Below are 13,276 nucleotides of genomic sequence, written 5' to 3' on the forward strand. Positions count from 1 at the left end.
GCTCGCCTGGAAAAAAGATGTGGACGCCGTCCATTTTCTTTGATATCTTTTGTGGACGGTGTACACAAGACACCGCGAAACACCTCCACATCCATCCACCGATACAGGACGACACCATGGCCACCAAGCAGATCTTCGTGAACCTCCCCGTCAAGAACCTCGAGAAGACCAAGACCTTCTTCGCCGCGCTGGGCTACACCTTCAACGAGCAGTTCACCGACGCCAATGCCGCATGCATGGTCGTCCAGAAGGACAGCATCCACGTCATGCTGCTGGTCGAGGAGTTCTTCAAGACCTTCACCACCAAGAGCCTCACCGACACGTCGAAGAGCACCGAAGTGCTGCTGTGCCTCTCGTGCGAGAGCCGCGCCGAAGTCGACGAGCTGGTGGCCAAGGCAAAGGCGGCCGGAGGCACCATCCCGGGTGAGCCGAAGGACTACGGCTTCATGTACGGCCACGGCTTCCAGGACATCGACGGCCACCTGTGGGAGCTGGTGTACATGGACCCGAACGCCGCCGTGACGCACCAGAACCCGTGATGTAACGCCACGCCGCTGAAGAACCAGAGCGATGCCCATCGTTCCATACGCGCTCTTCACTGTTGCACGGAAGGCCTCTACCGGAAGGCGGCGGCGCCCCGATATTCCATCCACTGGCACGGCATCATCGGCCGCGTCCCACATGGAAAGGAATATCGAAATGTCCGACAACAACAAGGGCCCCGTCGTCCAGGTCAAGCCGCTCGGCTTCCCGTGGCAGACGATCGACCCGTTCCTGTTCTGCGTCTACCACGACGACGCCTACCCGAAGGCCAACGGCCAGATGGGCCCCGATGCCTCGCTGGCCGGTCGCCAGATCGGCCAGGACTTCAGCCGCAAGGACGGCTGGAGCATGTACCACGGCGACACGGTGCCGGGCTTTCCCTCGCACCCGCACCGCGGCTTCGAAACCGTGACCATCGTGCGCAAGGGCCTCGTCGATCATTCCGACTCGCTGGGCGCCACCGCGCGCTTCGGCGGCGGCGACGTGCAGTGGCTCACGGCCGGCAAGGGCATCGTGCACTCTGAAATGTTCCCGCTGCTCGACGCCGGCGCGCCGAACCCGCTGGAGCTGTTCCAGATCTGGCTCAACCTGCCAGCCAGGAGCAAGATGGCCGAGCCGCACTTCACGATGTTCTGGTCCGACGCCATTCCGCGTTTCGCCTCCGACGATGCGAAGGGCGGCCGCACCGAGGTTGCAGTCATCGCGGGCCGGCTCGGCGACGCCGCCAGCGGACAGGACCCGATCCAGCCGCTGGCGCCGCCGCCCGATTCATGGGCTGCCCAGGCCGATGCCGACGTGGCGATCTGGACGCTGAAGATGACGCCCGGCGCGCAATGGACGCTGCCGGCCGCCACGGGCGAAGGCACGCGGCGCATGCTGTACTTCTTCAAGGGGGCGGTGGCGCACATTGCCGGCGAGCGCGTGGAAGGCCCGGCCGCTGTCGAGCTGCGCGCGGATGCGGCCGTCGAGATCGTCAACGGCAACGACGAGACGAGCGAGTTCCTGGTGTTGCAGAGCCGCCCGATCGCCGAGCCGGTGGCGCAGTACGGCCCCTTCGTGATGAACACGCAGGCCGAGATCAGCCAGACCATGGCCGACTACCGCCGCACGCAGTTCGGTGGCTGGCCGTGGGACGATCCGGCGCCGGTGCACGACCGCGAGGCCGCGCGCTTTGCGCGGCACCCCGGCGGCCACGAAGAAGTGCCGGGAGTCTGAGCGAAAAAAAGACGTTCTTCGTCAGAACGTCTTGATCACCTCGATGCTGGGGGCCGTCATGCTGGGCACGAACTCGGTCACGTCGGCGCGCGCCACGCCGCCCTGCACGAACGGATCGCGCGCCAGCACGGCCTCCAGCCCTTCACGGTCGCCCGACCGGGCGAGGATCACGCCACCCGTGCGCGGCACCTGGCGGCCCGAAGCCACGAACAGCCCGCTTTCGTAGTGCTTCCTCAACCAGACCATGTGCGGGTCCATCAGCGCGTCGACTTCTTCGAGCGGGCGGATGTAGGTGAGGGTGACGATGAACATGGGCAGGGCTGCGGTGAATTCGGAAGCCCCGATCCTATGACCTTGGCAAGGCGCCCGCCCGGGCGAGGTGTGCACACCCGTAACAGACTGCTCGCTAGTCGATCGCCACTCCGCCCTCTTTGACGAGTTTCGCGAATCGGGCTGTCTCTTCCCGGATCTGCCGCGCCATCTCTTCCTGCGTGCCGCCCAGCGGCTCGGCGCCGATGGCCTGCATGCGCTGCGCGAAATCGGGCGAGTGGATGATCTTCACCATCTCGGCGTTGAGGCGCGCGACGATCTCCTTCGGCGTGGCGGCCGGCGCAAGCACGCCGAACCAGGTGCCGATGTCGAAGCCCTTGAGCCCCGCTTCCTCCAGCGTCGGCACGTCGGGCAGCACCGACGAGCGGCGCGCCGTGGTCACGGCCAGCGCGCGCAGCTTGCCGCTCTTGATGTGCTGAAGCACCGGCGTGATGGTGTCGAAGGACATCGCCACCTGGCCGCCGAGCAGGTCGGTGGTGAGCGGGCCGCTGCCCTTGTAGGGCACGTGCAGCAGCGTGGTGCCGGTACTGGACTGGAACTGCGTGCCGATCAGGTGCTGCGCCGTGCCGTTGCCATTGGAGCCGTAGGCCAGCTTGCCGGGCTCGGCCTTGGCGAGCGCAACCAGTTCGGCCACGTTCTTCGCGGGCGTGTTCGCGGCGTTGATGACCAGCACGTTGGGCACCATGGCCACGACGGTGATCGGCGCCAGGTCTTTCTGGAAGTCGTAGGGCAGCTTCTTGTAGACGCTGGTCGCGATGGTGTGGTGCACCGCGCCCATCAGCAACGTGTAGCCGTCGGGCTTGGCCTTGGCCACGTAGTCGGCGCCGAGCGTGGCGCCGGCGCCGGGCTTGCTCTCGACCACCACCGGCTGGCCGAGTGACTGCGAAAGCTTGTCGGCCAGCGCGCGGGCCAGCACGTCGGTGGTGCCGCCGGCGGGGAAGGGCACGACGAGGCTGATGGGCCGGGTCGGCCAGTTGACTGGTGCCTGCTGCGCAAAGGCGAGGGCAGAGGCGCCGAGGCCGAGCGCGAGCGCCGCGGCCCGAAGCACCGTGCGCCGGTGGCGCTGGGGGAAAGAAGCTGCTGTCATGGTGTTGTCTCCGGCTCGTTGTTGTGATGCGCGCATCGAGGCGCGCGGATACCGTCGTGTCGCTCGAATCGGTCAGGCCGCAAGCCGCACGGGCTCGCCGGCAATGTGCGCGCACACCGCGCGCGTCACCTGCTCGGTGGTCGCGCTGCCGCCCAGGTCGCGCGTGTGCAGCGACGGGTTGGCCGTGACGTGCTCCACCGCAGCCATCACGCGGCGCGCGGCCTCGGCCTCGCCCAGGTGCTCGAGCAGCATCACCACCGACCAGAAGGTGCCGACCGGGTTGGCCAGCCCCTTGCCCATGATGTCGAAGGCCGAACCGTGGATGGGCTCGAACATCGACGGATAGCGCCGCTCCGGATCGATGTTGCCGGTGGGCGCAATGCCCAGGCTGCCCGCCAGCGCCGCAGCGAGGTCGCTGAGGATGTCGGCGTGCAGGTTGGTGGCGACGATGGTGTCGAGCGAGGCCGGGCGGTTGACCATGCGCGCGGTGCAGGCGTCGACCAGTTCCTTGTCCCAGCTCACGTCGGGGAACTCCTTCGAGATCTGCAGCGCGATCTCGTCCCACATCACCATCGCGTGTCGCTGCGCATTGCTCTTGGTGACCACGGTGAGCAGCTTGCGCGGCCGCGAACGAGCGAGCTTGAAAGCGAAACGCATGATGCGTTCGACGCCCGCGCGGGTCATCATGCTCACGTCGGTGGCGGCTTCGATGGGGTGGCCCTGGTGCACGCGGCCGCCGACGCCGGCGTACTCGCCCTCGGAGTTCTCGCGCACGATCACCCAGTCGAGCTGGCCCGGCGCGCATCGCTTGAGCGGCCCGTCGATGCCCGGCAGGATGCGCGTGGGCCGCACGTTGGCGTACTGGTCGAAGCCCTGGCAGATCTTCAGGCGCAGGCCCCACAGCGTGATGTGGTCGGGAATGTGCGGATCGCCCGCGGAGCCGAAAAGAATCGCGTCTTTCTTGCGCAGCGCGTCGAGGCCGTCGGCCGGCATCATCTCGCCGTGCGCGCGGTACCAGTCGCCGCCCCAGCCGAAGTCTTCGAAGCTGAAATGCAGGGCGCCGCCGGAGGCCGCGGCCAGCGCCTCCATCACCTGGCGCCCCGCCGGGATCACTTCCTTGCCGATGCCGTCGCCGGGAATGGTGGCAATGCTGTAGCTGCTCATCGATGTCCTTGTGTGCGCTGTAGTGGTGGTGGCCCACTGTAGGATCCGATGTGCCGAACGATTCATGCCGGAAGTGAATCCATCATTAACCTCAGTTCAACAATCGGATCGCTCATGGTTGCTCCGGTCCAGCCCGCCGACCTCGGCTTTTTCTCCTCGCTCGCGGCCTGCGGCAGCCTGAGCGCGGCGGCGCGCGAACTCGGCATCAGCACGCCCGCGGTGAGCAAGCGGCTCGCTCAGATGGAGACGCGCCTGGGCGTCACGCTGGTGAACCGCACCACGCGGCGCATGAGCCTCACGCCCGAGGGCGAGCTGTACGTGGCGCACGCGCGCCGCATCCTCGGCGAGATCGACGACATGGCGCAGCTGCTGGGCGGCGCGAAGGGCGAGGCGCAGGGCCTGCTGCGCGTGAACGCCACGCTGGGTTTCGGCCGCAGCCACGTGGCGCCGCTGATCTCGAAGTTCGCACGCAGGCATCCGCAGGTGGAGGTGCAGCTGCAGCTCTCGGTCAATCCACCGCCGCTGACCGACGACGCCTTCGACGTCTGCATCCGCTTCGGTGCGCCGCCCGAGGCCCGCGTGATCGCGCGGCGCATCGCGTCGAACCGGCGGCTGCTGTGCGCTTCGCCCGCCTACCTGGCGCGCGCCGGGCAGCCCAAGGTGCCCAACGACCTCACGCACCACCGCTGCATCGGCATTCGCCAGGGCGACGAGGCCTATGGCATCTGGCGGCTGAGCACCGGGCGCGGCACGGCACAGCGCACCGAGGCCGTGAAGACGCGCGGTGCGCTCAGCACCAACGACGGCGAAATCGCGGTCAACTGGGCCCTGGACGGCCACGGCATCCTGATGCGCGCCGAGTGGGACATCGCGCGCTACCTGCGCAGCGGCCGGCTGGTTCAGGTGCTGGCCAACTACCGCACGCCCGACGCCGACATCTACGCGGTGTACCCGCAGCGCCACCAGCTGTCGGCACGCGTGCGAACTTTCGTCGACTTCATGGCCGCCGCGCTCGGAAAAGACGACATGCCGCCGAGGGCTTGAGCTTCGATCCGACAAGCGCGGACGGGTGTTTCTGCTACGGTGTTCTGGATCAATCGACACCCGACGAAAGGCCCGCCCATGCCGTCGCGCACGCTGCAGATCCTGCCGCCCGGCTTCATACCGCCGTACCTGCTGAGCCGCCTTGCCGAGCACGCCAGCGCGTCCATCAGCGCGCGTGCAGTGAACACGCTGACGATCGATCGCGAGCACCGCGCGCTGCGCGGCTTCGTGCCGCCAAAGCTTGCCTCGGGCACAGCGAGCACGACAGCCGCGCGGCCACGCCCGGCGCGGCCGAATTCACCGGAACGCGCCATCCACGACGCAGGCCACACAACCACGCTGCCGGGAAAGCTGGTGCGCACCGAGGGCAAGCCCGCCACCGGCGACATCACGGCCGACGAGGCCTACGACTACCTGGGCGCAACCTGGCGTCTGTACCACGACGTGTACGAGCGCGACTCCATCGACGGCGCGAGCATGCCGCTGACCGGCAGCGTGCACTACGGCAAGGACTACGACAACGCCTTCTGGAACGGCGAGCAGATGGTGTTCGGCGATGGCGACGGCGAGGTCATGAACCGCTTCACCATCGCGGTGGACATCATCGGCCACGAGCTCACACACGGCGTGATCGACCACGAGGCCGGGCTCATCTACCAGGGGCAGCCCGGCGCGCTCAACGAATCGATCTGCGACGTGTTCGGCGTGCTCGTCAAGCAGCACTCGCTGCGGCAGACGGCGCAGCAGGCCGACTGGCTGATCGGTGCGGGCCTCTTCATGCCGAGCGTGAAGGCCAAGGCCCTGCGTTCGATGGCCGAGCCCGGCACCGCCTACGACGACCCGGTGATCGGCAAGGACCCGCAGCCGGCGCACATGAAGGACTTCGTCACCACCTCGCAGGACAACGGGGGCGTGCACATCAACTCGGGCATTCCGAACCGCGCCTTCTATCTGGCGGCCATGGCCATCGGCGGGCAGGCTTGGGAAACCGCAGGCCGTGTCTGGTACGACGCGGTATGCGACAAGCGCCTGCGCCAGGACGCCGATTTCGAGGCCTTCGCAACGCTCAGCGCCGACGTCGCCTCGCGGCGCTTCGGCGCCGGCAGCGCGGTACACAAGGCGGTGGCTGATGCCTGGCAAGGCGTGGGAGTGATTTCGCCATGATCCGCCTGCCGCCACTGGACAAGGCGACCATCGTGCGCGTGACGCGCGAGGGCGGGCTGGCCTACATGCCCGGCCTGTCGCAGCCGCGCAGCTTCCAGCTCGGCGACTGCACCGCCGAACTGCGCCAGCAGATCGGTGACGCGCTGCAGAGCGCGGTGCCGTACGCCGGGCAGGCCGGTGCCACGTTGTCCAGCGGCGACCAGCGCTACTACCGCGTCGAGGTGCTCGTTGAAAGCGCCGGAGAAGACCAGAAGATCTCCGTGAGCTTCGAGGTGCCGGAAGCCGAGGCGCCCGAGGCGCTGGTGCACCTGTGGAAGGACGCGGGCAAGCGCTAGTTGCCCGAAACCACCGTGGCGACCAGCCACACGTTGGCCGCGCTGATCACGCCGAACAACAGCCAGGCCAGCGACTTCACCACCGGCCCGTTTGCAAAGCCGCCCATCATCGCGCGGCTGCTCGTGAAGCGGATCAGCGGCCACATCGCAAAGGGCAGCTGGAAGCTCAGCACCACCTGGCTGAGCACCAGCATCTTGCCCACGCCACCATCGCCGAACCACCAGACGCCAAGCCAGGCCGGGCCGAGCGCCAGCCCGCGCGTGATCAGCCGGCGCTGCCAGCACGGGATCTTCAGGTCGAGAAAACCTTCCATGATGATCTGGCCCGCGATGGTGCCGGTGAAGGTCGAGCTTTGCCCCGACGCCAGCAGCGCAATGCCGAACAGCGTGGCCGCGAACGCGCTGCCGACGATGGGTTCGAGCAGCCGGTAGGCGTCGTCGATCTCGGTCACTTCGCGGTGTCCCGTGGCATGGAAGGCGCTGGCCGCGAGCACCATGATGGCCGCGTTGACCAGCAGCGCGAGCGACAGCGACACCACCGCGTCGAGCGTGCAGAAGCGCACCGCCTCGCGGCGCGCCGAATCGGTGTCGGCAATCAGCCGGGTCTGCACGATGGACGAATGCAGGTACAGGTTGTGCGGCATCACTGTGGCGCCGACGACGCCGATGGCCAGGTACAGCGCGCCCGGCTGGTGCAGCCGCTCCAGGCTCGGGCCGAAGCCCATCGCCACGCCGAACCAGTTGGGCGGCGCCATCGCCAGCTCGACGACGAAGCAGCCCGCGATGGTGCCGACCAGCCCGAGCACGATGGCCTCGACACGGCGGAAGCCCGCGCCCTGCAGGCCCAGCACCAGCAGCGTGTCGAAGGCCGTGATGGCGATGCCCACCGGAATCGACACGCCGAACAGCAGATGCAGCGCGAGCGCACTGCCCAGCACCTCGGCGAGGTCGCAGGCCACGATGGCCAGCTCGGCGCCGAGCCACAGCAGGCGATTGACACGCGGCGAGTGGTGCTCGCGGCAGGCACGCGCCAGGTCCTTCTGCGCCACGAGCCCCAGCCGCACGCACAGCGTCTGCAGCAGCATCGCCGCGAGGCTCGCGAGCAGCACCACGAACAGCAGGCCGTAGCCGAAGCGAGAGCCGGCCTCGATGTCGGTCGCCCAGTTGCCCGGGTCCATGTAGCCGACCGACACCAGCAGCCCCGGGCCCGCGTAGCGCATCAGCTTCTTGAAGAAAGGCAGGTCTTGCGGAACGGCCACGCTGCCTTTCACTTCGGAAGGGCAGAAGGGCGCAGTGGCCGTGCGGGGCAGCGGGAAGAACATGCGGGCGATGATAGGGACAAGGCCGTGGTGTTGTCGCGGACCGGACCAGCGCGACGGCGCCGAATCTCTTAGATTCGACCGTCCTACTACCTTAGCTACTGGAGACTCTTTCAATGATTCACGTCGTCGCCGTCATCACCGCCAAGCCGGGCCAGCGCGCCAAATTGCTCGAAGCCTTTGCCGCCAATCGCGCGGCCGTGCTGGCCGAAGAGGGCTGCATCGAATACGGCGCCACGGTCGATGCGCAGGGCATCCCGACTTCGAAGGCCAGCTTCGGCCCAGACACTTTCGTGGTCGTCGAGAAATGGCAAACGCTGGCACATCTGCAGGCGCATGCGGTTGCACCGCACATGAAGGCCCACAGCGAGAAGACGAAAGAGTTCACCGAGAGCAAGCTGATCCACGTGCTCGAACCGGTCTGAAGCTGGCCTGAGTTTCCCGCCTTCGCGCGCGGCGCGATGCGTGCTACCTTCGCGCCGGGAGCACGCACCACGGATGCACTATGTATGCATCACGGGATGCCTCGTGGAGAGAGGGAACCAAGGACATGGCGATCTTTCGTTCGCAGGATTGGCGCTTGCGCGCCCTGCTCACGCCCGGCGCACTGGCCGTCGTCGTTCTGACGACCGGCTGCGCGCCGTTGCTGGCGCCGCCCTACGCGGCCGACTACGAGACGCTCGACCGCCTCGAGGCCACGCGCCCCGGCCCCGTGGCGCTCACGAAGGCACAGCCCATCGAAGCGGAAGAAAAGGTCAACACCGTGCGCCTTCGCAGCGCCAGGCTGCTGTCACCCAGCGGCAGCTTCGCGCAATACCTGCAGGACGCGCTGATGCGCGACCTCAGCGAAATCTCCGTCTACGACCCGAAGGCGCCCACGCGCATCGCGGCGCGCATCCTGGTCAACGAGATCGACCTCGGCGTGATCAACGGCACCGGCCGCATGGACGTCGAAGTCACCGTCACGCGCGAGGGCACGCAACGCCTGCGCAAGACCTACCGCGCGGAGACCGCCTTCGATTCGAGCTACGCGAGCATCGTCGCCGTGCCGGCCGGACAGGCCGCGTACCCGCGCCTCGTGCGCGCCTTGCTGCGGCAGGTGTATGCCGATCCGCAGTTCGTGGCCGCCATCGGCCGCTGACGTCACAGGCCTGGAGGCGCTTCGATGATGATGTTCTTCTTACTTCCGATGACCGCGATTCGACGTGTTGCGGGCGCGGCACTCGTGGCACTGATGTCATCCATGCTCGCTGGCTGCGTGCATCCGATCACGATGATCACCGAGACCGCGCCGCAGCGTTCGCAGGCGCACCTGATTCAAAAGAAGGTCGCCTACGTGATGACCGATGCGGATCGCGACCTGGAAGTGATCACCCCCGGCGGCAGCGGCGACCGCGTGAGCTACTACCCGTACCGCGACCTGGAGAAGTCGATCCGCGATGCGCTGCGCGCGGTGTACCGCGACGTGGTGGTGCTGCGCACCGCCGGTGACGCGAAGGCGAACGAGGCGGCCGGCGTGTCGCTGGTGTTCGCGCCGCGCATCAAGACCGACTCCAGTTCATCGTCCTTCATCAGCTGGCCGCCGACCTCGTTCACGGCCGAGGTGTCGTGCGTGGTGACCGACGCTGCCGGCGCCGAGGTCACGCACGTGCGTGCGACGGGCAACGGCACTGCGGAGTTCGGCGAGTTCAAGGGCGACTTCGGATTGGCGGCACGCAGGGCTGCAACGCGATTGACCTCGCAGCTGAGCAGCGAAATTCGCAGGAACGAGAAGCTGCGATAACGGTGGGCAAGAGTCCAATAAAAAACGCGCCCGAAGGCGCGTTTTTTGTTGAAGCCGCGAAGCCTTACTTCGAAACGACCTTCACCATCTCCAGGCACTTGTTCGAGTAGCCCCATTCGTTGTCGTACCAGCTCACGAGCTTCACGAAGGTGCCGTCGAGCGCGATGCCGGCTTCGGCGTCGAAGATCGAGGTGCGCGGGTCGCCGCGGAAGTCGGTGGCCACCACCTTGTCTTCGGTGTAGCCCAGCACGCCCTTGAGCGCGCCTTCGCTCTGTGCCTTCATTTCGGCGCAGATTTCCTTGTACGTGGCTTCCTTGACCAGCTCGACCGTGAGGTCGACCACCGACACGTCGGAGGTCGGCACGCGGAAGCTCATGCCCGTGAGCTTCTTGTTGAGCTCGGGGATCACCACGCCCACGGCCTTGGCTGCGCCGGTGCTCGAAGGAATGATGTTTTCCAGGATGCCGCGGCCGCCGCGCCAGTCCTTGTTGCTCGGGCCGTCCACGGTCTTCTGCGTGGCGGTGGCTGCGTGCACGGTGGTCATCAGGCCGCGCTTGATGCCCCACTTGTCGTTCAGCACCTTGGCCAGCGGGGCCAGGCAGTTAGTGGTGCAGCTGGCGTTGCTGACGATGGCTTCGCCGGCGTACTTCTTGTCGTTCACGCCGTAGACGAACATGGGGGTGTCGTCCTTCGACGGTGCCGACAGAATGACCTTCTTCGCGCCCGCATCGATGTGCTTCTGCGCCGTTTCCTTGGTGAGGAAGAGGCCGGTCGATTCGAGCACGACGTCGGCGCCGACTTCGTTCCACTTCAGTTGCGCAGGGTCGCGCTCCTGCGTCAGGCGGATCTTCTTGCCGTTCACGATCAGCGTGTTGCCTTCAACCGTGACTTCGCCCTTGAAGCGGCCATGCACCGAGTCGTACTGGAGCATGTAGGCGAGGTAGTCGGGCTCGAGCAAGTCGTTGATGGCAACGATCTCGATGTCGTTCTTGAAGTTCTGCACTGCTGCGCGCAGCACGTTGCGACCGATGCGGCCGAAGCCGTTGATACCGAGTTTGATAGCCATCTGACTTGCTCCTAAGGTTGAAAAACTTGTTTGTCGTGAACCGGCGCGATCAGTCGCGCAATGCGGCTTCCACCGTAGCGGCCACGTTCTCCGCCGTGAATCCGAAGTACTTGAACAGCTCCGGCGCGGGCGCCGATTCGCCGTACGTGTCGATGCCGACGACGGCGGCGCAGCCGTACTTCCACCAGCCGCCGGTGCAGCCCATTTCGACGGCGATGCGCGGCAGCTTCTTCGGCAGCACGGCCTTCTTGTAGGCGAGGTCCTGGCGGTCGAAGGTGGTGGTCGAGGGCATCGACACCACGCGCACGGCGATCTTCTTGTCGGCCAGCAGCTTCTGCGCGGCAATCGCGAGCTGCACTTCCGAACCGGTGGCGATGATCACGGCCACGGTCTTCTTGTTCTTCAGGCCGACGGCTTCCGGCTCGGACAGCACGTAGGCGCCACGGCTGATGTCGCCCAGCTCCGACTTCGCCGCGTAGGCGATGTTCTGGCGGCTCAGCAGCAGCGCCGTGGGGCGCGACTGGTTCTGCAGCGCCACGGCCCAGGCCACGGCAGTTTCCGCCGTGTCGCCCGGACGCCAGACGTCGAGGTTCGGAATGAGGCGCAGCGAGGCGGCGTGCTCGATCGACTGGTGCGTCGGGCCGTCTTCGCCCAGGCCGATGGAGTCGTGCGTGAACACGTGCACCACGCGGCGCTTCATCAGCGCGGCCATGCGGATGGCGTTGCGGCTGTAGTCGCTGAAGGTGAGGAAGGTGCCGCCGTAGGGGATGTAGCCGCCGTGCAGCGACACGCCGTTCATGATGGCGGCCATGCCGAATTCGCGCACGCCGTAGTTGATGTGGCGGCCGATCTGGCCTTCGGGGTGCTGTTCGGTGGGCTCGGTGCGGACCACGGCGCCGGTCTTGGCGTCGAAGCGCAGCGCGGGCGTGCTCTTGGTGTTGGTGAGGTTCGAGCCGGTCAGGTCGGCGCTGCCGCCGAGCATTTCGGGCAGCGCGGCCGTGAAGGCTTCGAGCGCGAGCTGGCTGGCCTTGCGGCTGGCCACGGTCTCTGCCTTGGTGTGGGCGGCGACCACGGTGTCGAAGGCGACCTGGTGGAAGTCCTTGGGCAGCTCGCCCTTCATGCGGCGGGTGAACTCGGCGGCGAGTTCGGGGAACGCGGCGGCGTAGGCGGCGAACTTGTCATTCCAGGCGGCTTCGGTCTTGGCGCCGGCTTCCTTGTGGTCCCAGTCGGCGTACACCTCGGCCGGGATCTCGAAGGCCGGGTAGTGCCAGTCGATGGCGTCGCGCGTGAGCTTGATTTCTTCGGCGCCGAGCGCCTCGCCGTGCGCCTTGGCGGTGCCGGCGCGGTTCGGGCTACCCTTGCCGATGACGGTCTTGCAGTTGATCAGCGTGGGCTTGTCGGTCGACTGCTTGGCCTTGGCGATGGCCTTGGACACTTCGGCGGCGTCGTTGCCGTCGATCGGGCCGATCACGTGCCAGCCATAGGCGTGGAAGCGTTCGGCGACATTGTCGATGTACCAGGGCTTGACCTGGCCGTCGATGCTGATGCCGTTGTCGTCGTACAGCGCGATCAGCTTGTTCAGGTGCCAGGCGCCGGCGAGCGCGCAGGCTTCGTGGCTGATGCCTTCCATCATGCAGCCGTCGCCCAGGAAGGCGTAGGTGTGATGGTCGACCACGTCGTGGTCCTTGCGATTGAACTCGGCGGCGAGCAGCTTCTCGGCCAGCGCGAAGCCCACGGCGTTGGTGATGCCCTGGCCCAGCGGGCCGGTGGTGGTTTCCACGCCCGGGGTTACGTCGACTTCAGGGTGGCCAGCGGTCTTGCTGTGCAGCTGGCGGAAGTTCTTGAGCTCGCCGATCGGCAGGTCGTAGCCGGTGAGATGCAGCACGGAGTACAGCAGCATCGAGGCGTGGCCGTTCGAAAGCACGAAGCGGTCGCGGTCGAACCAGTGCGGGTTGGCGGGGTTGTAGCGCAGGTGTTCGCCCCAGAGTGCGACGGCCATGTCGGCCATGCCCATCGGTGCGCCCGGATGTCCGGAATTTGCTTGTTGGACGGCATCCATAGCCAGAGCGCGGATTGCGTTGGCCATCAGGGCGTGGTTTGCCATGTGCGGTGGACTTTCGGAGGGAAAAGGGAGGATTGGGGTCGGGAGAACCCGCGATTTTACCGGGCGAGCCCAGACCGGCCCCGATACGGCCTGAACACCCTTCCGATGTTCTTGTGCGGCGG

Annotated in this window: 14 protein-coding genes; 8 read left to right on the plus strand and 6 right to left on the minus strand. The window is 66.8% G+C overall.

Features of this window, described 5'->3' with window-relative positions; translation table 11 throughout:
* Positions 1-116: 116 nt before the first annotated feature.
* Both ACN9MV_RS32655 and ACN9MV_RS32660 read left to right on the plus strand, forming a co-directional pair.
* Positions 117-539: a VOC family protein gene (locus ACN9MV_RS32655; RefSeq protein WP_093174549.1), complete on the plus strand. Its 423-nt coding sequence runs from the start codon at positions 117-119 to the stop codon at positions 537-539.
* A 160-nt stretch (positions 540-699) separates the two neighbouring features.
* Positions 700-1,758, plus strand: coding sequence for a pirin family protein (locus ACN9MV_RS32660; protein WP_426390908.1), 1,059 nt, complete (start codon positions 700-702; stop codon positions 1,756-1,758).
* Between the two features lie 21 nt (positions 1,759-1,779).
* Here ACN9MV_RS32660 and ACN9MV_RS32665 read toward each other — a convergent pair whose 3' ends face one another.
* The 3 genes from ACN9MV_RS32665 to ACN9MV_RS32675 form a co-directional block, all read right to left on the minus strand.
* Positions 1,780-2,070 carry a YciI family protein gene (locus tag ACN9MV_RS32665; protein WP_093055086.1) on the minus strand — a complete coding sequence of 97 codons (291 nt, stop codon included), beginning with the start codon at positions 2,068-2,070 and terminating at the stop codon, positions 1,780-1,782.
* Positions 2,071-2,164: 94 nt separating this feature from the next.
* The gene (locus tag ACN9MV_RS32670) at positions 2,165-3,175 is read right to left on the minus strand and encodes a tripartite tricarboxylate transporter substrate binding protein (RefSeq protein WP_426390909.1); all 1,011 of its coding nucleotides are present in this window, start codon (positions 3,173-3,175) and stop codon (positions 2,165-2,167) included.
* Between the two features lie 72 nt (positions 3,176-3,247).
* Positions 3,248-4,339, minus strand: coding sequence for a tartrate dehydrogenase (locus ACN9MV_RS32675; protein ID WP_093055082.1), 1,092 nt, complete (start codon positions 4,337-4,339; stop codon positions 3,248-3,250).
* 114 nt (positions 4,340-4,453) lie between these two features.
* On the opposite strand from ACN9MV_RS32675, the gene ACN9MV_RS32680 reads away from it, so the two are divergent.
* The 3 genes from ACN9MV_RS32680 to ACN9MV_RS32690 all read left to right on the plus strand — a co-directional run bounded on the left by ACN9MV_RS32680 (position 4,454) and on the right by ACN9MV_RS32690 (position 6,882).
* A complete protein-coding gene (locus tag ACN9MV_RS32680; protein ID WP_093055080.1) occupies positions 4,454-5,383 on the plus strand; it encodes a LysR family transcriptional regulator in 930 nt (309 codons plus the stop codon).
* 78 nt (positions 5,384-5,461) lie between these two features.
* Positions 5,462-6,547, plus strand: coding sequence for a M4 family metallopeptidase (locus tag ACN9MV_RS32685; protein ID WP_426390910.1), 1,086 nt, complete (start codon positions 5,462-5,464; stop codon positions 6,545-6,547).
* Entirely contained in the window at positions 6,544-6,882 is a 339-nt protein-coding gene (locus ACN9MV_RS32690) for a protealysin inhibitor emfourin (protein WP_093174557.1), read from the plus strand. The genes ACN9MV_RS32685 and ACN9MV_RS32690 overlap by 4 nt, the downstream gene beginning before the upstream one ends.
* Here ACN9MV_RS32690 and ACN9MV_RS32695 read toward each other — a convergent pair.
* Positions 6,879-8,204: an Nramp family divalent metal transporter gene (locus ACN9MV_RS32695; protein WP_426390911.1), complete on the minus strand. Its 1,326-nt coding sequence runs from the start codon at positions 8,202-8,204 to the stop codon at positions 6,879-6,881. The genes ACN9MV_RS32690 and ACN9MV_RS32695 overlap by 4 nt on opposite strands.
* 113 nt (positions 8,205-8,317) lie before the next feature.
* On the opposite strand from ACN9MV_RS32695, the gene ACN9MV_RS32700 reads away from it, so the two are divergent.
* From ACN9MV_RS32700 to ACN9MV_RS32710, 3 genes are all read left to right on the plus strand, one after another.
* Positions 8,318-8,626, plus strand: coding sequence for a putative quinol monooxygenase (locus tag ACN9MV_RS32700; RefSeq protein WP_093055072.1), 309 nt, complete (start codon positions 8,318-8,320; stop codon positions 8,624-8,626).
* Positions 8,627-8,751: 125 nt separating this feature from the next.
* The gene (locus tag ACN9MV_RS32705) at positions 8,752-9,342 is read left to right on the plus strand and encodes a hypothetical protein (RefSeq protein WP_426390912.1); all 591 of its coding nucleotides are present in this window, start codon (positions 8,752-8,754) and stop codon (positions 9,340-9,342) included.
* Between the two features lie 93 nt (positions 9,343-9,435).
* A complete protein-coding gene (locus tag ACN9MV_RS32710; protein ID WP_256329039.1) occupies positions 9,436-9,984 on the plus strand; it encodes a hypothetical protein in 549 nt (182 codons plus the stop codon).
* 64 nt (positions 9,985-10,048) lie between these two features.
* Here the strand turns inward: ACN9MV_RS32710 and gap are convergent, their stop codons facing one another.
* On the minus strand, positions 10,049-11,050 hold the full coding sequence (gene gap, locus ACN9MV_RS32715) for a type I glyceraldehyde-3-phosphate dehydrogenase (RefSeq protein ID WP_093076388.1): 1,002 nt from the start codon (positions 11,048-11,050) through the stop codon (positions 10,049-10,051).
* A gap of 49 nt (positions 11,051-11,099) precedes the next feature.
* Positions 11,100-13,154, minus strand: coding sequence for a transketolase (gene tkt / locus ACN9MV_RS32720; RefSeq protein WP_097197584.1), 2,055 nt, complete (start codon positions 13,152-13,154; stop codon positions 11,100-11,102).
* Between the last annotated feature and the right edge of the window lie 122 nt (positions 13,155-13,276).

This window comes from Variovorax sp. R-27, from assembly GCF_049913215.1.
Lineage (GTDB): Bacteria > Pseudomonadota > Gammaproteobacteria > Burkholderiales > Burkholderiaceae_C > Variovorax.